Here is a 21020-nt window from a genome sequence, read left to right as displayed (position 1 = left end):
ATTTCCAATCCCAAAAGAAAAAGCACCCTTTTTCAAGGATGCTTTTTCAATCGCGTTTAATTATGATTCAAATTGATAAAGTGGTGTACTTAAATAACGTTCACCGTTACTCGGGATAATAACAAGTACCTTTTTCCCTTTACCTAACTTTTTCGCAACTTCTGTTGCTGCATAAATAACTGCACCTGAAGAGATACCAACTAAAATGCCTTCCTCTTTAGCCACTCTTCTCGCATATTCAAATGCTTGCTCTGTTTTCACTTGAATAATTTCATCATATACTTCTACATCCAACGTCTCCGGAATAAATCCCGCCCCAATTCCTTGGATTTTATGTGGACCTGGTTTCCCACCAGATAATACTGGTGAATCTGCAGGTTCTACTGCATAAATTTTAATATCTTTATACGCTTCCTTCAGTACTTCACCCGCACCAGTAATCGTTCCACCTGTACCAATACCTGCAATAAACGCATCTAATTGGTCGCCCATTTGTTCAATAATTTCTGGACCTGTTGTTAAACGGTGAATTTCTGGATTCGATTGGTTTTTGAACTGTTGTGGTATAAAGTAGCCATGCTCTTTTGCTAATTCAGTCGCTTTACGAATTGCTCCACCCATTCCTTCAGGCCCTGGAGTCAATACTAATTCCGCACCGTAAGCACGTAATAAATTACGACGCTCAATACTCATTGTTTCTGGCATTACTAAGATTGCATTATATCCTTTAGCAGCCGCTACCATCGCTAAACCAATTCCTGTGTTACCACTTGTCGGCTCAATGATTGTATCGCCTTCTTTTAATAATCCATTTTTTTCAGCATCTTCAATCATAGCTAATGCGATACGATCTTTAACGCTACTCCCCGGATTCATAAATTCTAATTTTAAGTATATATCTGCGCTGTCTGATTCTACGATGCGGTTCAACTTGACGATCGGCGTTTTCCCGATTAATTCTGAAACTGATTGTGCCACTCGCATTCCTGTCACTCCTAACACCGAGTATTTTTATTGGTTTTATCTATATTTAGATTTTGTCAGAAAATTCCCTGTTTGTCAATTCATTTGGAGGATTGCTCCTCTTAATTCCCTTATTACAAATTCTCGATTAAATTTGTAATATCTTCTTTAGAGAACTTGTATCGTTCATTACAGAAATGACAGTGCACTTCTGTCTCTTCCTCTTCTTCACGAACTTGCTCTAACTCTGTTTTACCTAAACTAATTAATACACTCTCAATACGCTCGCGTGAGCATGTGCAATTAAATTGAACATCCATCGTTTCTAATACTTTTACTTTATCTTCTCCAAGAACTGCATATAGTAGCTCTTCCGGAGAAAGGCCTTGTTCAATCAACGTTGATACAGGGGGAATTTTTTGTAAACGGTCTTCAATAAATGAAATCGTTTCATCTTGCGCACCCGGCATAATTTGAAGGATAAATCCACCTGCCGCTAATATGCTATCATCTCCATTTACAAGAACACCAACACCTACAGAAGAAGGCGTTTGTTCAGAAACTGCAAAATAATACGTAAAGTCTTCTCCTAATTCTCCTGAAACGATTGGAGATTGACCAATAAACGGCTCACGCATTCCAATATCTTTAATTACAGTTACAAACCCCTCTGTACCTACCGCTTGATATACACGTAACTTCCCTTGTTCTGTTCCTTCAAAATCAACATGCGGATTCGTTACATAACCACGTACATCTCCATTTGCATGAGCATCTACTAAGATAGGACCAATCGGACCGTTACCTTCTACCTTAATCGTTAACTTTTGCTCACCTTTTAACATTGCGCCCATCATTGTACCCGCAGTTAAAGAACGCCCTAGTGCCGCTGAAGCTGTTCTCCATGTATCATGACGTCTTTGCGCCTCACTTACTGTATTTGTTGTACGTACACTATACGCACGCACTTCTCCATCAAACGCTAACGCTTTTACTAAATAATCTTTCATACGTATTTATTCACCTTTCTCATGCTGTAAATTTGCATTACGTTCATATAACATGTACAAACCTTTTAACGTTAAAAATGGATCTACAATATCAATTACATTCGATTCTTCGGAAATTAATTTTGCTAATCCACCTGTTGCAATAACTTTAGGTTCTTGTCTAGCTTCTTCTTTCATACGCTTAACAATACCTTCCACTTGTCCAACATAACCATAAAGAATACCCGATTGCATCGCACTTACTGTATTTTTCCCAACTACACTGCTTGGTTTTGTAATTTCGATACGAGGAAGTTTTGCTGCTCTGCTATATAAAGCCTCTGCTGAAATCATAATTCCTGGCGTAATAACTCCACCCATATAATGCTTTTCTTCGTTAATATAACAATATGTAGTAGCCGTACCAAAATCAACAATAATAAGCGGACTTCCATATAAGTGGATTCCTGCTACTGCATTTACAATTCGGTCTGCGCCTACTTCACGCGGATTTTCATATTTAATATTTAGCCCTGTTTTTATCCCAGGCCCTACTACAAGCGGTTTAATTTTAAAATATTTTTCACACATGCGCTCTAAAGCAAACATAATTGGTGGTACGACTGAAGACACAATAATACCTTTCACATCTTCAAACGAAAGACCTTCATGCTCAAGCAATTGCTTTACAAGCATTCCATATTCATCTTCTGTCTTATGACGATCTGTTTCCATGCGCCAATGCTGACGAAGTTCCCCCTCTTCAAACACACCTAGTACAGCATTTGTGTTCCCTACATCCAATACAAAAATCATATTCTCACCACTTATCTTATTTAATCTATATTTGTGCAGTATGTATAAAACTTATAAAAACATCATATCACACATACTTATATAATCAGCTTTCCTATCCTCATCATTTTACAAAAAGATCGCTCTCTATTTCAATTTTTAATACTAGTTTTACTTAAATTACTTTATCCACTAAGTTCTCAATAGTAATTAATAAAGGTTTTAACAAACAAAAAAGGAGTGACGATAGTCACTCCTTCGTTTCTTACTTATCTTCTTTATCTTCATCGTCTTTCTTCATGTTGATGTTTACTTTCACATCATCTGAAGATGTTGGACGTTCTGGCAATCTGCCGTAATCACATAAATGATTGATTTGCTCAGCATCTAACGTTTCTACTTCAAGTAACGTTTTTGCAATAAGATCTAGCTTATCACGATTTTCAGTAAGAATGTCTTTTGCACGAGCATAACATTCTTTCATAATCGTTTGCATTTCTACATCGATATCGTGTGCAATTGCATCACTGTAGTTTTGCTCTGAATGGAAGTCTCTTCCTAAGAACACTTGACCACCTTGCGAACTACCAAATTGCATTGGTCCAAGCTTATCACTCATACCGAATTCTGTAACCATACGTCTCGCAATGCCCGTCGCACGTTGGAAGTCGTTGTGAGCACCTGTACTCACTTCACCAAATACAATCTCCTCAGCTACTCGACCACCAAGTAAACCAGTGATTTTATCAAGTAACTCTGGCTTTGTCATGAAGTAACGATCTTCTTTCGGAAGCATTACTGCATATCCACCAGCTTGACCACGAGGGACAATTGTTACTTTATGAACGACATCAGCTTCATCAAGAACAACACCAATTACAGTATGACCCGCTTCATGGAAAGCAACGATATTACGTTCTTTTTCAGAGATAACACGACTTTTCTTAGCCGGACCTGCAATAACGCGATCCGTTGCTTCATCAATGTCACTCATATCAATTTTCTTCTTATCTTGACGCGCAGCTACTAAAGCAGCTTCGTTTAATAAGTTTTCAAGATCAGCACCAGAGAATCCTGGCGTACGAGTTGCAATTGCTCTTAAGTTGATATTCTCATCAAGCGGTTTATTACGAGCATGCACCTTCAGTACAGCTTCACGGCCATTTACATCTGGACGATCTACTGTAATTTGACGGTCAAAACGACCTGGACGTAATAATGCTGGATCAAGAATATCAGGACGGTTTGTCGCAGCGATGATAATAATACCTTCGTTTGCACCGAATCCATCCATTTCAACAAGTAATTGGTTCAACGTTTGCTCACGCTCATCATGGCCACCACCAAGACCTGCGCCACGTTGACGCCCTACTGCATCAATTTCATCAATGAAAATGATACAAGGAGCATTTTTCTTTGCATTTTCAAATAAATCACGTACACGTGATGCACCGACACCGACAAACATCTCTACGAAGTCAGAACCACTGATAGAGAAGAATGGAACGCCAGCCTCACCTGCAACAGCACGTGCTAATAAAGTTTTACCTGTACCTGGAGGTCCAACTAATAGGACACCCTTTGGAATACGAGCACCAACTTCAGAGAACTTACGAGGGTCTTTCAAGAATTCAACTACCTCAACAAGTTCTTGTTTCTCTTCATCCGCACCAGCAACATCTCTGAAACGAACTTTTTTCTTTTCATCATTATATAACTTCGCCTTACTTTTCCCGAAGTTCATAACACGGCTACCGCCGCCTTGAGCTTGGTTTAATAAGAAGAAGAATAAAATGAAGATGATGACAAATGGAATGATTGAAGTAAAGAATGTTACCCAAGCACTTGTTTCTTCTGCTGGTTGATACTTAACTTCGGCACCTTTCGCTTTATCATTAATTTTCTTTTGTAATTCCTCAGTATTTGGTGCATAAGTAACAAATTGTTCTCCTTGGCTAGAGTTATTAAATTGTCCTTTTACCTCAAATACACCATTTTTCGGTTGAAGTTGCACATTACGCACTTCACCGCTTTCTAGTTTAGTAATGAATTTGTCGTAGCTAACTGATGTCGTTTTTTGTGTCGAACCATTAAAATAGCTCACGATTCCAATTACTACTAAGAATATCAGTAAATAAAAGATGGTATTACGGAAGATACGATTCATTCCTAACCTCCTCTCACGGCATAAACACTATAGTAAATCGTAACATAGAAAAACTTTCCTATACAATTGTGAAGCCTATATTTAATTAATTTGAGTAAACGCTTGGTTTTAATACGCCTACATAAGGAAGATTACGGTACTGCTCTTTATAATCTAATCCATATCCTACTACAAATTCATGTGGAACAGTAAATCCAACATAATCCGCTTTCAGATCAACCTTACGGCCTGTTGGCTTATCTAATAATGTAACAATTTTTACAGACTTCGCTTTACGATATTTGAATAAGTCTACTAAGTAGCTTAGTGTAAGACCACTATCAATAATATCTTCGACGATTAAAATATCGCGACCTTCTACAGAAGTATCAAGATCTTTTAAAATTTTCACTTCGCCTGTTGAAACTGTAGAGTGACCGTAACTAGATACAGCCATAAAATCCATTTCAAGATATGTATCTGTTCTCTTTAATAAATCTGCCATGAATGGCATTGCGCCTTTTAATACACCAATTGCAAGAGGTACTGTGTTTTTATAATCCTCTGCAACAATTGCACCTAGTTCGCGCACCTTTTCTTGTATTTGCTCTTCAGAAATTAATACTTTTTCGATATCTTGATTCATCATTTCATTATCCTCCCGGAAGACTCCTTGCTTTTGTAGTGAATAATCATATATTTATCCTTCTTTGCCATCTCTTTCGAAATTGCAAATGCAGATCGCTTCAACAAGGGTACCCAAATAATGGTCCCACTTGCATCACAAACGACCGGCCATTCTTCTCTTTTTTCTTTCGGTACTTTTGCTTCGATAAAAATAGCTTTTATCTTTTTCGTGCCATTCATACCTTGTATTGACATGCGATCTCCATTTTCCCTAGAACGAATACGAAGTGGATATGATATATCATTATACTTAGCAACAAATACTGTTTCATTCATGTTACTTGGTATATCTTCGCTCACCTCTGTTACAAATTCATCCCCGTTCAATAGCGTAATGGTCCCGGGTACTGATAAATCTTGTAAAAAAGGAGAAACAATTTCTTGTTTAAATCTAAAGCTACACTCCTCGTATGTACGAACAATTTTCAAATCACCTGGAAAATCAAGTGAACCTGAAGGTTGTGTCCGCTTAAAAAACTCAATCACCTTGTCAATATGTATGGAAGAAAGAGAAGATGGAATCTTATATTCATAAAGATAGTTTAATATTAGTTGAATCCCTCTTCTTTGTAAAGGCATAGACATGGATTCAAAGGCAGGAATTGATAAGCTAATTTGTTTATCACTTTTTTTTGTAATTACTTTATTCATTTTTTCAAAAGCTAATTCCTGCAAATAAGCCTCATCCTCTTGCATCTGCACGCTAAATTTTTGGAATTTCTCATGCACTTGTGGATTTTCTTCTTTCAAATGAGGAAGGACATATTTACGTAATCGATTCCTTGTATATACTTCCTTTTTATTACTCGGATCTATACGTGGCATTAAATTTAGCTTATTACAGTAATCAACAATTTCTTCCTTCGTTACCCCAAGTAACGGCCTAATTAAATACCCATTATGAAAAGGACGCTTCACTGCAATTCCTGCATATCCTTTCGGAGTACTCCCTCTTACAAGACGCATTAAAATTGTCTCGACTTGATCATCTCCATGATGTCCAAGAGCAACATATCTTGCATCATATTTCTTCATTATTCTTTCCAAAAATGCATATCTGCATTCTCTAGCAGCAACCTGTGCATTCATTCCGTATTGCTGTTGATATTGTGATACATTAATCCTTATCGTTTCACAAATAATTCCCAGTTCTTCACAAAGGCCCTGCACAAACCGTAAATCCTCATGAGATTCATCACCTCTAAACATATGATCCACATGAGCTACTACAATTTCCAACTGTTTTTCCGCTCTTTTTTCTAGTAAATAATATAAAAGCGCTAACGAGTCAGGACCACCAGAAACTCCCACAACAATTGTTGAATCATTCTTTAATACATCATGCTGCTTTACAAAGTCATCTACTTTTTCAACAAATGTATCTTTCAACTTCGTAATCACCTTTCATTAAACAAGAACAGCAACGTTAGTTGCCTTGTCTACAATGGTACAACTTTTACAAACATTGTGCAAAAAAAAGATATACAAAAATTACATTTTTATCTTACATCCTCCGTGTATATTCACAAAATTAATAACATTACCTTTTTCCACAAAAAAACCTAGGTATTCACCTAGGTTTTTAAAATCAAATTATAGATAAACATTCCACTTACATTTTACTGCGCCTGCATTCCTACAATCGGAATCGTAGCCCACTTCGGCATATTTTTCTTCACTTTTGCCACTACAATAGTCATATCATCATTTATATAACCATCACAAGAGCGAATCACTTCTTCCATAATGATATCAGCAATTTCTTGCGGGTCTTCGGTTTGCAATTCTTTAATTTTTCGTTTCATCCACAATTCATGATTCTCCACATGCTGTGCTCCTTCAAAAATCCCATCGCTCATCATAATAAGAATATCGCCCGTTTTTAATTGTTCACCCACCACATCAACTTCAACATCTTCAATGATTCCCATCGGCAAATTACTTGCTTCAATTTTCAAAATATTATTTGCGCGTTTAACAAAACTCGGCGTCGATCCAATCTTTAAAAACCTTGCACTCGCATCCCGCAAATCTACCATAGCTAAATCTAACGTCGTAAACATCTCTTCTGTCGTTCTCAAAGAAAGAATTGAATTGATAGACTTAATTGCTATTTCTTCATCAATGCCCGATTGGAGTATTTTTTGTAATAATTTCACCGTTTCCTTACTTTCCATATGAGCCCTTTGCCCATTCCCCATACCATCACTAATTGCAAGTGCATATTTACCAACACTTAAATCCATCATCGCATAAGAGTCACCCGAAACAAATCCACCGCCTTTTGCAGCTGTAGCCAATCCTGTATCAAGAGAATACGTCTTCGCCGAACCAAATGATATTAAACTATGGCCATTTGGATAAGAAGACTTTTCTTCATGTTTAACGACAATATTTTCTTTAAGGATATCCGAAAGCATCGGTGCAACTAACTTTTCACATTCACCATGTTCATTAGATGCAACTGGAATTAACATTTCAATATCAATACTTCCTCTATCTAAACAATAAATATCAACATGCTCTACTTCGACACCAAAATCACGGAATGCTTGCATAATCTGTTCTTCCTGCACTTGATGATTTTCACGCTCTCGTTGTATCTCCTTAGCAAAATCCTCCATAACCTTTGATACACCTAATAATTGCTCCGCTACTATTCTACGATTTTCCTTCATTTGTTTTCGTAATTTTTGTCCCTCATAGAAGTGATCTAATTCACCCGCTACTAAATCCGTCACTTTTTTCCCTCTCACACAATGCTTGTCCCACTCACGAACTAATTTACGATTATGTTGCAGGGTTCCTTCTTCCGTTTCATTCATTATTTGTTTCATATAATCGTACGTTTTATCAAAATTCACTACCCAGCATTGATCCTTTTTAAAGCATGTTTGACATGTTTTCGCAGTAATTGTACTCAAAAACAAATCTGCTTCTGTCTCTTTATCTTCTTCCTCTACATACCCATATACAGAAAAGCTATTAGATAAAGCAGCAAATACATTTGCAAATTGGTTGATTTTATTTGCTGTAACATCACGCATCCTTCTTAAATACTGTTGTTGATCTTGCGAATGCTCTTGTGTACCTGGCATAAATTTAGCAATACGATCCAAAACAAGCTTCGGTGTTAATAAGAAGATAACAATCGCTACACCTGACTCAATTAAAGTTGTTACAATATTTGTCTGTTTGTCCACATATAATGTAATTAAGCTTGTCCCAATTAATAAACCTAAACTAACACCTAAACGCTTCCCTTCTTTTAACAATCCACCAAGCAATCCAGAGAAAGCAAGAAGGCTAAGCTGAGACAAGCTAGACACATTTGCTAAACTTAATATTAGTCCTGTTACAACCCCTACTGTGGATCCTGTGGCAGCACCCGCAATAAATGCAAATACTAGCACTAAATACCTTGTAAAAATATGTTGAATAGAAGCATCATATACAAACCAATCTGTTGTACCCGTTAAAACAGATGCTAGTAATATAATCAAACAAACAATTTCTTCCGTCTCTAATGCCTGTTGTTTTCCTTTCCTTTCCACTAAAAGCGGGACGCTTTGTAAAAATATCATAGTTAATACGAAACTAAGCCCAGCCTCAATGGTACTAACGAGTAAATCGTACATGGTGACAGTTTGTTGCGCAAAATATACAACAACTAAGTGTGCGGTTAATGCGGAGATAAATACTTGAAATGGAACAAGTCCAACAGTTTTACGTGTAAATCGACTAAAGAAGATATTATAAATGAAGAAGGTAAAGATAGATGCAAAGGTAAAAAACAAATTATCTATCGATACCGAAAGAGCTCCTCCCATTAGAGCTAAAAATGCTAGCGGCATCTTATCCCGCTTCATAACATAAACAGCAGCAAAAAATGGGAGTGCAAACGGTAAAATATTTGTTAATATATATGCTCGTCCCAAAAGAAAACCAATAACAACAATAATAAATCCCCATCTAAAGAAAACTTGCTCAAATTTCATTCGCAACTTACTCGTCCACTTTATTCCTCCAAGCTGACTCTCATTCATTGCCAATGCACTTGTATTCATAGTATTCCTTCCTGCTTTAGGCATATTTTTAACACCACCTGCATAGTTTAATTACTGTCATTATAAAAGATGATTGTTGGTTTTTTTGTCAAAACAACAGTTTTCACTTTTATAATCGTTCGACTTTTTATTCGAAATAACTCTACAGATATACACGGTATGTAAGTTATTTTTGAGATTTTAATTAAATATTCAGAAAATATAGGGTGATTTTGTAGAAGTGTTGTATATCTTAATTTATTTAACAAAAAAAGATCATGCAAATTTGCATGATCTTTTTAGATGACCCGTACGGGATTCGAACCCGTGTTACCGCCGTGAAAGGGCGGTGTCTTAACCACTTGACCAACGGGCCGTTAAATTAAATATAGCGGCGGAGGGGATCGAACCCCCGACCTCACGGGTATGAACCGTACGCTCTAGCCAGCTGAGCTACACCGCCATGTCGTCTTATTTAACGGACAATTAGTATCTTACATCAGATACTAATTAAAGTCAACACATCTCAAAAACTTTTTTAAAAATATTTTTAACATATAAAAAAGCACCCTGAGCCATCACTCTGGGTACCTCTCTATATGTTAAAAACTAAACGTCCTTATTATCCGCGACGCGCGCCACGGCCACCACGTTTAGACTCTGTGTTACGCTTTAAAGAAGTTAAACGATCTTCGCTATCTTTTAAGAAGCGTGCCATCTTTTGCTCAAATGTTTCTTTCGGAGCTCGGTCGTTACCGCCACCGCGATTATCTCTGTTGAAAGAGCGATTATTACGTTGTGGACGTCCAGAACGTTGTTGATCACCACCGCGTTGGTATTCACCGCGTGGACGATCTCCTTCTGTTTTTTCACGTTCTTTCGCTTTTTTGATAGATAAACCAATCTTTCCATCTTTTTCAACATTAATAACTTTTACTTCTACTTGGTCGCCCACTTTTAAGTGATCGTTAATATCTTTTACATAGTTATCAGCAACTTCACTAATATGAACAAGACCCGTTAAGCCCTCTGGCAGCTCCACAAAAGCCCCAAAATTTGTAATACCTGTTACTTTACCCTGTAACTTGCTGCCTACCTCGATTGACATAAAAAAAATGCTCCTCCTTAGTGGTTAAAAAGTCAAATTTTACTTTATTATATATAATCCTAAAATATAGTGTCAATAAGACATACTCTACTTAGAAACAGGAAAAATTATCTCCCCTTTACCAGAGAAGAAATAATCCCTTCTAGCAATCTTTAATACGTACTCTTCATCATTTAACTTTTGAACTTCGTCTTTTAGACTTTTTTCTTTATTCGTTAATGAATCCAGTTCTTTTTTCATGTCCTTAACTTTTGCTTCTTTTGCTTTAATGGAACTGTTTTGTTGATAAAACGTTACACTAATACTCGCAATAATTGTAAAAGTAAAGACAAGAAAAACCGCTAAACGGCGATAAAGTCGCTTCCTGTTCTCATCCGTTTGTATTATATGCTCTTTAACAGGATTTGGACTCTGTTTTTCGATTGTTCTTTGTCTCAGTTCCCTCATTTCCGAGGTCCCCCTAACTTCTTTTTTATATGCTCCCATAGTTGGAAGATATGTCCCTTCAATTTTGCTATATATTGCAGGAACCCTATATGTTTCACTATAAAAAGTTTAACACGATTAGGGAGAAGTTTCCATATGAGCGAAGCAATAAATCGAACAGGCCAGAAAAAAACTTTCCATATGAAAAGTAATATCCAAATCACCATTTTCCATAACACATGTCCAATTGAAAGCAGTATACGAAATAAGAATAATATAAATGCAATAAATAGCTGCGCTATAATAATAACAGGTTTTATCATGAGTAGCTGTATAATTCGAACAAAAAAATATGTTGTTTGCATAAAAATATAGATGAGAAAATTTAACAGCTTCATGTATAGTGCCTTCAGTAAGCTTTGATATGCCGCAAAACCACATAATAATGCCAAAAACACATATATACGTAGCTCAGCTTCATTTACGAGAAGCAATACATAAAAGACGGATAATGCTTGGACAATCCAAAATAATATATCATGTATAAATACAAGCCAACGTTTACGTTCTTGGCGCTTTAAAAAACGTTGATATGTATCTAAAGACGCTCCAATCCAAGCACCCATTCCAATCATTGAAAGCATTGTATACAACTGAATTGTTAAGCTCATTTAAACAACTTACTAAAGAAACCTTTAGTTTTTTCCCCTTGATTTTCATCAATATACAGCATCTCATTAACTTTCCCTTTAATCGACACAATACCTTTTTCCACATCTAAATTTTTCATTTGTAAATTTTGACCACGAATTGTTAAAAAACCCATTACGGTCTCTAGTAAAAACTCTTCGCTATCAAAACTCTCTACCTGCTTCACACCGGTAATATCAATTATACGCCTGCCACGCATAATAATGTCATGCTCTACAGAAACATTTTGTTGATTAGAAGACGTAGGTGAGTAACCATTATTCACGTAAATCCCCCCATAGGTTTTTACTAGCTAATAGTAATGTATGAGGGGATAAATGATTTTAGAACAAGCCTTCTTCCGCTTTTACTTTTTCTTCACGAACTAAGCTATACATATTTGCTGCATCTTCTTTTTTAGTTGTTTCTTTTAATTCATTTATTTTCACAGTCACTATTTTTTGACCAAAACGAATTGTTAATTCATCAGCTACTTTCACATCAGAACTCGCTTTTGCCACTTGACCATTAATAGATATTCTTCCTTGATCAGCTACTTCTTTCGCTAATGTTCTTCTTTTAATTAAACGTGATACTTTTAAAAACTTATCTAGACGCATATCAAATCCCCCTATTAACGCTCTGTTTGTTTCGCTTCTTCCCATAAAACATCTAACTGTTCTAATGATAAATCTTTCATCTCTTTATTCATTTCAGCTACTTTTGCCTCCATGTATAAAAAACGACCAGTAAATTTCTCATTAGTTGAACGTAACGCCTCTTCTGGATCTATTTTGTAATGACGAGCTATATTAACAAATGCAAATAGTAAATCACCAAACTCACCTAGCATCTTTTTCTCATCCATATTTGTAACCTCTTGTTGGAACTCTTGCCATTCTTCCAAAGCTTTTTCTATCATCGGTTGCACATCAACCCAATCAAATCCAACCTTACCAGCTTTCTTCTGGATTTCATAGGCGCGTAGTAACTGCGGCAAACTTTTGGGAACGCCATTTAAAACAGATTCTTTCACGAATCCTTTTTCTTGTTTTTTAATTTCTTCCCAATTTGCAATCACTTCATCAGCGTTGTTTACATCCGTATTTCCAAACACATGCGGATGGCGACGAACCATTTTCTCAGATAGAGTTCGAATGATATCATCTATAGAGAACCAACCTTCATCTTCTCCGATTTGAGCATGAAGCATAACTTGTAATAATATATCACCTAATTCTTCTACTAAGTGATCATCATCCTCTTCATCGATTGCTTCCAACACTTCATAAGCTTCCTCAATTAAATATTTCTTTAATGATTGATGTGTTTGCTTTTTATCCCACGGACAACCATTTGGACCACGAAGTTCCACAATAATTTCTCTAAGAACATCAAACTGTTGATACAAGGGCGCACGCTCCTGAACTGGCGGCACGTACACACTCGTTAAATTATTCAATTCCGTTTCATGATCTAACATGTACAACGGTACCTTCTTTACTTGTTCAAATGAAGTTCCTGCAGCTGTTACGATATACACTTCATAATCATCTGGTAACATCTCCATTAATGTTAATTTCACATCAGATGCAACGAATTCATCATATACTTGGCAAAAGATTAAATGTTGACGCAGTTCTAATTGCCCTCTTTCAAATGATGTAGCATCAAGTAATTGGAATCCTTCAATCGGATCAATCTTTAGACTTGCAAACATAGGATCAAGGAAACTTTGTCCACCCTCAATTCGCACTTCAACATTTGAAACCTCTCCTTTTTCCAACAGTAGCTGAACTGTTCTTTCTGCTACAAGTGGATGCCCGGGAACAGCATAGATAATTTCTGTACCTTCAGCTTGTTCTAGCAATTTATTCGCAATTGTTTCATATACAATTTCAAACGTATCATGTGCTTCATATACAGCATCAAAAGACGTATATTGTACGCCTTCTTTCTCCAATTCTTCTATAACTGGATGTTCTTTCGTTCTAACAAACAGATGGTCTGCTTCTTTTATTTTTCGATATACACCCATCGTTAGCTGATCTAATTCACCAGCTCCTAAACCTAAAACAGTAATGATTCCACTCACAACCAGTCACCTCTATCCACTCTTCTTCAATGAACCTTCTTTTTTCTCTTGTTTCATAACGGTTCCTAATTCTTTTTTTGTAAATACACGTAATTTCAAAATAAAAAACATATATGTCAATCCGCCAATGGCTACACCTAACAACGCTTCAAGTGTCGCGCTTCCTCTATGTTCCGTATCAATTACTAATCCAGACATCTGTAACACACGTGTGAACATCATTAATACAAATCCCATACAGATACCACTAATTACTATCCCTAACATATTTCGCTTATTGATAAGTGACCCTGATACAGCTCTCGTAAGCAACAAAGTATTTAGTCCAGAGATTATAATTAACGCACATAAAGTCGCAAAGGCTGCACCTTTCACACCAAAATAAGGCATGAATATATAATTTAACGCTAACTTTAAGCAACCTCCAAATACAACAAATAATGCTGGCTTAAACGTTTGCCCCAATCCTTGTAAAATAGAAGCTGTCGTAATTGACAATGAACTAAATAAAATAGATAACGATAAAATAGATAAAACATCTGATCCATCACTGTTTTCAAACAACATAATATTCGTAGGTTGAATAATACAAGTTAGTCCAATAGCTGCTGCAAGTCCAATAACACATGTTATTTTCACTGCTAACTTTACCTTTTCTTGAATAAAGGAAAGATCTCCTCTTTCCTTCGCCGCTGTAATAATCGGAATAAGTGACAACGAGAAAGAAGTCGTCACAACAGTACCTAATTGCATTAGCGGAATACTTCTATCATAAACACCCTTTAATACCTTTGCATTTTCAGCCTGTTCTCCCGCACCAATAAGTAAGCTGTAAAAGGACACTGAATCAGCCATCTGTATAAAAATAAGCACTAAATTACTAACACAAATCGCTAACCCCTGCCAAAAAAGGATTTTAACTATCTTCCTTTTACCCTTAATTCTCGCTGCACTTTTGAAGAATATAGAACGAAAATCTTGACGCATATACAATATAAGTACAATAATCCCAATAAGTCCACCCGCAATTGAGCCTAACATAGCCCCTGCACCAACTGTATATAAATCAAATCCGTGAGCAATTAGGAATAGCGATAAAAATACAATAATAGAAACTCGAATTGTTTGTTCTATTACTTGCGAAACAGCCGTTGGCATCATATTGTTGAATCCTTGAAAATACCCTCTTGCTACAGACAAAAATGGCATCAATAAGAATGAAAATGAAATAACACGTAGTAATTTATCTAAGTGTATATCGCCCATAGCTACCGCAATTGTTTCGGCCCCAAAAAACAATGTAAAGAAGCCTATAAAACCAATTCCTAATAAGAACCAAAAAGATACACAAATAATTTCTTCTGCTTCTTTTTGTTTTCCCCGCTCTAGTCGTTCTGCAACCATTTTCGAAATGATAACAGGAAATCCATAAGTAGCTAAAATTAAACAAAATCCATAAAACGGGTAAATTTGTTGGTAAATATAAAACCCAATATCCCCCGCTATATTTTGATATGGAATACGGTAAAAAGCGCTTAATACTTTTGTAACGAAACTTGCAATCGTTAATATAATAGCCCCACGCCAAAAGGCTTGATACTTCTTCGCTTCCATACAAGAAAACTCCTTTTTCTATTCTCACCTCTCGTATTATATCATAAAGAAAAGAACAAACTCCCTTCCCAACACGGGTAATAATGAGTTCCTACACGTTAAAAATATTCAACGAAAAAAGGTAGCAAAGTGCTACCTTCATTCAATATACATATATCTCCAAATAATTGATTTCTCAAAAAGAAAGATCATAATTAGGAAAGATTGCTACTTCTAAAATCAATATACCCTTACTGTTCCATTTGTTTCGCTAAGAAACTGGCAGCAGTATTAACCGCTTTATGCTCGATCTCGCTTATAATAGCTTCTTTTGAAAAAATAATGACGGCTCCAATCGGATCTCCGTTTGCAACAATCGGTCCAACTGTATAAGAATGAACCTTTTCTGTTACACCATCAATAATGGAAATATCACTTTCATCCGTCATAATAACAGACTTTCGTTCTTCCATCGTTTTTTCAATTAAATCGCCAACACTTTTATTTAAGTATTCTTTTTTCGATACGCCTGATACTGCGATGATAGAATCTCGATCACACACAAGCACATTATGTCCTAAGCTGTCATATAAAGCATCAGCATATTCTTTTGCAAAATCACCTAGCTCACTAATTGGAGAATACTTCTTTAAAATTACCTCTCCATCGCGATCAACAAATATTTCTAGTGGGTCTCCTTCTCGAATACGTAAAGTTCTACGAATTTCCTTCGGGATTACGACCCTGCCTAAATCATCAATTCGACGTACGATTCCAGTTGCTTTCATTCTAATGCTGCCTCACTTTCTACTGATGATCAAAGTGGTGAATTTACCTGTTCATGTAAAAATCACCAACTGTTAGATATAGTATTTTACACATTAGTTCTTCTATGCACGTCGAATTGTATTTTTTTATCTTATTTTAGGCATTTATTACTTCTTTTTTTACATCTGGCAAGCCTTTTAATAAATTTTCAGCAATCGTTAACCACTTCGATGTCTCTAAGCCATTTGTTTTCATAACAATTTTCAATTGTGATCCTTCCATTCCTAAACCGATCATACGTCCAAAACTATTTCCGAGCATGAATAATTTTCCACCATCAATATTTTGACTTGCTTGTTCAGAAAACAGGAATGTTACTTCAAATTTATTCTGCTTAATTAATTCAATTTTTTCTTTCATTGCCAACACTTTAATATTTGCAATTTGTAATAAATAACCAACTTCTTGTGGATAATCGCCAAATCTATCGATCATTTCTTCCTGCAATTCTTCAATATCCTCAATTGCAGAAACACCTCTAAATTGTTTATACATCATAATTTTTTGCTTACTATCTGAAATATAAGCATCTGGTAAGTATGCATCTACCTCTAAGTCAATTTCAACATTAACTATATTTTCAGCCCCATCTGTTCCTCTACGCTGTTCAATTGCATCTTTTAACATTTGAGAATATAGATCAAATCCGACAGAATCAATAAATCCATGCTGTTCTGCCCCTAACAAATTACCTGCTCCACGAATAGATAAATCTCTCATCGCAATTTTGAAACCAGATCCAAGTTCCGTGAACTCTTTAATTGCTTGTAGACGCTTCTCTGCAACCTCTGACAGCACTTTGTCACGTTTATATGCAAAGTATGCATATGCAACACGATTAGAACGTCCAACACGCCCACGAAGCTGATACAACTGTGATAATCCCATACGATCTGCATCAAATACAATTAACGTATTTACATTCGGGATATCTACACCCGTCTCAATAATTGTTGTACTTACAAGAACATCATGCTGTCCTTCTAAAAATGATAGCATAACAGACTCTAATTCGCTTTCGTTCATTTTCCCATGTGCGTACGTTACGCGGGCATCTGGAACTAACATCGAAATTTCATCTGCTTTTCTTTCAATATCCTCTACACGATTATATAGGAAGTAAACTTGACCACCTCTTGCAAGCTCTCGCTCTATCGCCTCTCGCATTAACGCTGGATTATACTCGACTACATACGTTTGGACTGGGAAACGATTTTCTGGTGGTGTCTCAATAACAGATAAGTCGCGCACACCAAGCATAGACATATGAAGCGTCCGCGGAATCGGAGTTGCCGTTAATGTTAATACGTCAACATTCGCCTTCAATTGTTTAATTTTTTCTTTATGTGTCACACCAAATCTTTGTTCTTCATCAATAATAAGAAGCCCTAAATCTTTATACGTAACATCTTTAGATAAAATACGATGTGTTCCGATTACAATATCTACTGTTCCATCCTTTAAGCCCTTAATTGTTTCATTTTGTTGTTTTCTCGTACGGAATCTACTTAATAAGCCTATATTGATCGGATAATCTTGAAAACGCTCTCGAATTGTTTCATAGTGTTGCTGCGCAAGAATCGTTGTCGGTACTAAAATTGCAACTTGTTTTTCATCCATAATTGCTTTAAATGCCGCACGAATAGCCACTTCAGTCTTTCCATACCCTACGTCACCACAAAGGAGCCTATCCATCGGGCGTCCGCGTTCCATATCTTTTTTAATCTCGTCAATAGAACGTAACTGATCCTCTGTCTCTTGATACGGGAAAGATGATTCGAACTCTTGTTGTTCTGCCGTATCTGGCGTATATGCATAGCCTTTTGAAGCTTCGCGCTCAGCATATAGTTTAATTAGGTCATCCGCAATGTCTTGTACAGATTTTTCAACTTTCGTTTTAACCTTTTTCCAATCATTCCCACCTAATTTGTAAACTTTCGGATCCTTACCTTCAGATCCTACATATTTTTGAACTTGATCAATTTGTTCAATTGGAACGTATAGCTTATCATTACCTTGATATTTAATATTTAAATAATCTTTATGAACACCATTAATCTCTAATGTCTCAATACCTAAAAATTTACCTATACCATGATTTACATGAACTACATAATCTCCAACTTTTAATTCCGAATAACTTTTAATACGTTCAGCATTCGATAACTTTTGTTTACGTTGTGATTTTTTAACTTTCTTATGAAAAAGCTCCTTTTCAGTAATGACAACAAGCTTTTGCATCGGCATTTCAAATCCTGCATGTAAATCACCTACAGCAATTTGTAATCTTCCAGGCAATAAAATATCTGTACCTTCTACAATATCTGCCTCAATATCATAATCACTTAAAATATGTTGTAATTTTTTCACACGTTCATCATCTGTTCCGAGTACAACAGTCGTAAAATGCCCTTCATTCCATCTATCAATTTCTGTTTTTAACAAATTCATCTGTCCATGGAAATCTTGCATTGTTTTACATGTTACATTAACAATATTTTGCGGATGTGTGTGTGCGATATGACGCAAGAATAACGTTAAATATACAAAACTTCTTTTTTTATGATGAAGAAACCCCTCGAATGGGTGAGAGAAAGATAAATCTTGAATAATTGTTCCTTCACCAAGAAGTGATATATACCATTCCGCCTCTTCTGTTTCAAGATGTGATGCTGTTTCTTGAATACGGGAAATCTCATCTAAAATTACAACACCATCTTCTGGTAAATAATCTATCAGACTAGCAGGTTCTTTATAGAAAATAGATAAGTATTTAAACATCTGTTCTATACTTTGCCCGTTTTTCAACATCTCAATTTCATGACTTACCGTCTCAAGCACTTTAGTCTTTAGTTTATCATCAGAAAGTTTTTGCATCGTCTTAGTCAAGCCTTCTTCAAGATGCTGAATTCCTGATTTTAATTCTTCCTGTGAAAATAAAAACTCTGTTGCCGGACCAAACCTAACGCTTTCTTTTTTACCTTGAGAACGCTGTTCATCCACATCAAATAATCGAATAGAATCGACTTCTGTATCAAAGAATTCAATACGAAATGGTAGTTCTTCAGTTAAAGGATATATATCTAATATTCCCCCACGCAAACTGAACTCCCCTGGAGCTTCTACCATCGACTTACGTTCATAGCCAATATGATGTAAAGTATGCAAGAGCGCATCTAAATCAATCTCTTGCCCTAGATTGATTTCAACTTGCTTTTGCTTCCACAATTCTTTTATTGGTAAAAATCTACGCAATCCTGCCACTGGCGCTACAATGATTCCATTCTCTCCCGCAGCCAAGCGATTTAACACTTCTATACGTTGCGCCTTCAATTCTGGACTTGCAACTCCAATTTCCGATGCTATCAGTTCATTCACTGGATATAACCACACATCTTTTTCACCAAGTAACGCCACTAAATCTTCATGTACTTTTTGTGCTTGGTATAAGTTATGTGTCACGATTAATTGTGATTTTTTTGTTTTTTTATATAAAGCCGCCATTAATAATGAACGAGAAGACGTTGCCATCCCTGATATAAGTTGTTCTTTTAACCCATCTTCTAACCCATTAATAACCGATTGTATCTCTTCATTTTTATAAAATTGCTCTAATAAACCTATCATTTTTAAAACTCCTCTCAACATAAAGAGCAAGTCATTCTATTTTATGCAAATATTTTGGAAAAGGAAAACAGAAAAATGCTTTGGACATGCCAAAGCGACAACATTTTATTGCAGAAATTTTTCATACTCATAATACTCAGGATAAGATGCGAGCGTTTCTTGACACGATTCACAAATCGTTTTTATATATATATTTCCATTCTCATGAAAATGAATCATTTCTACTACTTCTTGCTCCGTTAGTTGAAATAAAACGTCGCTATATACTTTTTCTGCGTTAATGGAGCCTACATTACCTCCGCAGTGTCTGCAATAATAATACCCTTCCATACTAGCCTCCTAAAAATTCAATTACTACTAGTATGGGTAAAACAAAAGAGAAATATTCCCAATCTTATTTTTAACTATTGAAAGTATTCATGATTTGAAGAAAAGGCTTATTTAGCCACTCTTCACATGCATCCGCTGCTTTTTCAATAGAATGGTTAACATCCGGAATCTCTTCAGATGTAAAGCGTCCTAATACATAATCGACTACCTTCATTCCATTTTTCGGGCGATCAATTCCCATACGGATACGTTGAAATTCTTGTGTTCCTAGGTGCGAAATCGTTGACTTTACACCATTATGTCCACCAGCACTACCTTTCATGCGAAGACGCAATTTACCTACAGGAATGTCTAAATCGTCGTACATAACAACGAAGTCCTCAACATCAATTTTATAATAATCCATGAGTGGACGAATACTTTCCCCAGATAAATTCATGTATGTTAGCGGCTTTAATAAGATTACCTTTTCTCCATTAACAAACCCTGCACCAAATACACCTTTAAATTTTTGTTCATTCAAAGAAATGTTCCAACGCTTCGCAAGTTCATCAATGGCCATAAATCCAATATTATGCCTTGTTAATTCATATTCTCTACCTGGGTTCCCAAGTCCTACTATCAATTTCATTCTTGTACCACTACTTTCTTTTTTCGATACGAAAAGACGTAACCAATTTTGGTTACGTCTCATTCT

Annotated in this window: 18 protein-coding genes and 2 tRNA genes; all 20 read right to left on the bottom strand. The window is 36.0% G+C overall.

Annotation, left to right across the window (positions count from 1 at the left end):
• Positions 1-60: 60 nt before the first annotated feature.
• Positions 61-984, bottom strand: coding sequence for a cysteine synthase A (gene cysK, locus NST86_RS00385; protein ID WP_001261718.1), 924 nt, complete (start codon positions 982-984; stop codon positions 61-63).
• A 113-nt stretch (positions 985-1097) separates the two neighbouring features.
• Entirely contained in the window at positions 1098-1973 is an 876-nt protein-coding gene (hslO, locus tag NST86_RS00380) for a redox-regulated molecular chaperone HslO (protein ID WP_000656372.1), read from the bottom strand.
• A gap of 6 nt (positions 1974-1979) precedes the next feature.
• Complete coding sequence (locus tag NST86_RS00375) at positions 1980-2768, bottom strand: type III pantothenate kinase (RefSeq protein ID WP_000578368.1); 789 nt, start codon at positions 2766-2768, stop codon at positions 1980-1982.
• A gap of 244 nt (positions 2769-3012) precedes the next feature.
• Positions 3013-4914 (bottom strand): ATP-dependent zinc metalloprotease FtsH, encoded by a 1902-nt coding sequence (gene ftsH, locus NST86_RS00370; RefSeq protein ID WP_001079672.1) that lies wholly within the window; start codon positions 4912-4914, stop codon positions 3013-3015.
• An 85-nt stretch (positions 4915-4999) separates the two neighbouring features.
• Positions 5000-5542: a hypoxanthine phosphoribosyltransferase gene (gene hpt / locus NST86_RS00365; RefSeq protein WP_000981844.1), complete on the bottom strand. Its 543-nt coding sequence runs from the start codon at positions 5540-5542 to the stop codon at positions 5000-5002.
• A complete protein-coding gene (gene tilS, locus NST86_RS00360) occupies positions 5539-6969 on the bottom strand; it encodes a tRNA lysidine(34) synthetase TilS (RefSeq protein ID WP_000655458.1) in 1431 nt (476 codons plus the stop codon). Before tilS ends, hpt begins: the two co-directional genes overlap by 4 nt.
• A 230-nt stretch (positions 6970-7199) precedes the next feature.
• Positions 7200-9671, bottom strand: coding sequence for a stage II sporulation protein E (gene spoIIE, locus NST86_RS00355; RefSeq protein WP_001123552.1), 2472 nt, complete (start codon positions 9669-9671; stop codon positions 7200-7202).
• Between the two features lie 259 nt (positions 9672-9930).
• Positions 9931-10002 (bottom strand) — tRNA-Glu (locus tag NST86_RS00350).
• 13 nt (positions 10003-10015) lie between these two features.
• Positions 10016-10089, bottom strand: a tRNA-Met gene (locus NST86_RS00345).
• Between the two features lie 159 nt (positions 10090-10248).
• Positions 10249-10734, bottom strand: a complete 486-nt coding sequence (locus NST86_RS00340; protein WP_000021451.1) for a S1 domain-containing RNA-binding protein — start codon at positions 10732-10734, stop codon at positions 10249-10251.
• An 87-nt stretch (positions 10735-10821) separates the two neighbouring features.
• The gene (gene divIC / locus NST86_RS00335) at positions 10822-11181 is read right to left on the bottom strand and encodes a cell division protein DivIC (protein WP_001208739.1); all 360 of its coding nucleotides are present in this window, start codon (positions 11179-11181) and stop codon (positions 10822-10824) included.
• Entirely contained in the window at positions 11178-11831 is a 654-nt protein-coding gene (yabQ, locus tag NST86_RS00330) for a spore cortex biosynthesis protein YabQ (protein ID WP_000059777.1), read from the bottom strand. Before yabQ ends, divIC begins: the two co-directional genes overlap by 4 nt.
• Positions 11828-12136: a sporulation protein YabP gene (gene yabP / locus NST86_RS00325; protein ID WP_001059104.1), complete on the bottom strand. Its 309-nt coding sequence runs from the start codon at positions 12134-12136 to the stop codon at positions 11828-11830. Before yabP ends, yabQ begins: the two co-directional genes overlap by 4 nt.
• A gap of 58 nt (positions 12137-12194) precedes the next feature.
• Positions 12195-12470: an RNA-binding S4 domain-containing protein gene (locus tag NST86_RS00320; RefSeq protein WP_001234876.1), complete on the bottom strand. Its 276-nt coding sequence runs from the start codon at positions 12468-12470 to the stop codon at positions 12195-12197.
• Between the two features lie 14 nt (positions 12471-12484).
• Positions 12485-13945 (bottom strand): nucleoside triphosphate pyrophosphohydrolase, encoded by a 1461-nt coding sequence (mazG, locus tag NST86_RS00315; RefSeq protein ID WP_227593463.1) that lies wholly within the window; start codon positions 13943-13945, stop codon positions 12485-12487.
• 12 nt (positions 13946-13957) lie between these two features.
• Positions 13958-15559 (bottom strand): putative polysaccharide biosynthesis protein, encoded by a 1602-nt coding sequence (locus tag NST86_RS00310; RefSeq protein ID WP_000387590.1) that lies wholly within the window; start codon positions 15557-15559, stop codon positions 13958-13960.
• 230 nt (positions 15560-15789) lie between these two features.
• Entirely contained in the window at positions 15790-16326 is a 537-nt protein-coding gene (spoVT, locus tag NST86_RS00305) for a stage V sporulation protein T (protein WP_000648302.1), read from the bottom strand.
• A 136-nt stretch (positions 16327-16462) separates the two neighbouring features.
• On the bottom strand, positions 16463-19993 hold the full coding sequence (gene mfd / locus NST86_RS00300) for a transcription-repair coupling factor (RefSeq protein ID WP_000579680.1): 3531 nt from the start codon (positions 19991-19993) through the stop codon (positions 16463-16465).
• Positions 19994-20098: 105 nt separating this feature from the next.
• Positions 20099-20323 carry an anti-sigma-F factor Fin family protein gene (locus tag NST86_RS00295; RefSeq protein ID WP_000399438.1) on the bottom strand — a complete coding sequence of 75 codons (225 nt, stop codon included), beginning with the start codon at positions 20321-20323 and terminating at the stop codon, positions 20099-20101.
• Between the two features lie 70 nt (positions 20324-20393).
• The gene (gene pth, locus NST86_RS00290; RefSeq protein WP_000767702.1) at positions 20394-20954 is read right to left on the bottom strand and encodes an aminoacyl-tRNA hydrolase; all 561 of its coding nucleotides are present in this window, start codon (positions 20952-20954) and stop codon (positions 20394-20396) included.
• Positions 20955-21020 lie beyond the last annotated feature (66 nt).

The organism is Bacillus sp. FSL L8-0199 (assembly GCF_038005705.1).
In the GTDB taxonomy this organism is placed as follows: domain Bacteria; phylum Bacillota; class Bacilli; order Bacillales; family Bacillaceae_G; genus Bacillus_A; species Bacillus_A cereus.
This window is presented reverse-complemented; position numbering and strand designations above follow the sequence as displayed.

Excerpts from the sequence above, each read along its gene's own strand:
- cysK (WP_001261718.1), bottom strand. The coding sequence starts at position 984 with ATGCGAGTGGCACAATCAGTTTCAGAATTAATCGGGAAAACGCCGATC.
- NST86_RS00340 (WP_000021451.1), bottom strand. The coding sequence starts at position 10,734 with ATGTCAATCGAGGTAGGCAGCAAGTTACAGGGTAAAGTAACAGGTATT.
- ftsH (WP_001079672.1), bottom strand. The coding sequence starts at position 4,914 with ATGAATCGTATCTTCCGTAATACCATCTTTTATTTACTGATATTCTTA.
- NST86_RS00320 (WP_001234876.1), bottom strand. The coding sequence starts at position 12,470 with ATGCGTCTAGATAAGTTTTTAAAAGTATCACGTTTAATTAAAAGAAGA.
- NST86_RS00375 (WP_000578368.1), bottom strand. The coding sequence starts at position 2,768 with ATGATTTTTGTATTGGATGTAGGGAACACAAATGCTGTACTAGGTGTG.
- mfd (WP_000579680.1), bottom strand. The coding sequence starts at position 19,993 with ATGATAGGTTTATTAGAGCAATTTTATAAAAATGAAGAGATACAATCG.
- NST86_RS00310 (WP_000387590.1), bottom strand. The coding sequence starts at position 15,559 with ATGGAAGCGAAGAAGTATCAAGCCTTTTGGCGTGGGGCTATTATATTA.
- yabQ (WP_000059777.1), bottom strand. The coding sequence starts at position 11,831 with ATGAGCTTAACAATTCAGTTGTATACAATGCTTTCAATGATTGGAATG.
- spoVT (WP_000648302.1), bottom strand. The coding sequence starts at position 16,326 with ATGAAAGCAACTGGAATCGTACGTCGAATTGATGATTTAGGCAGGGTC.
- divIC (WP_001208739.1), bottom strand. The coding sequence starts at position 11,181 with ATGAGGGAACTGAGACAAAGAACAATCGAAAAACAGAGTCCAAATCCT.
- spoIIE (WP_001123552.1), bottom strand. The coding sequence starts at position 9,671 with ATGCCTAAAGCAGGAAGGAATACTATGAATACAAGTGCATTGGCAATG.
- hslO (WP_000656372.1), bottom strand. The coding sequence starts at position 1,973 with ATGAAAGATTATTTAGTAAAAGCGTTAGCGTTTGATGGAGAAGTGCGT.
- pth (WP_000767702.1), bottom strand. The coding sequence starts at position 20,954 with ATGAAATTGATAGTAGGACTTGGGAACCCAGGTAGAGAATATGAATTA.
- hpt (WP_000981844.1), bottom strand. The coding sequence starts at position 5,542 with ATGATGAATCAAGATATCGAAAAAGTATTAATTTCTGAAGAGCAAATA.
- NST86_RS00295 (WP_000399438.1), bottom strand. The coding sequence starts at position 20,323 with ATGGAAGGGTATTATTATTGCAGACACTGCGGAGGTAATGTAGGCTCC.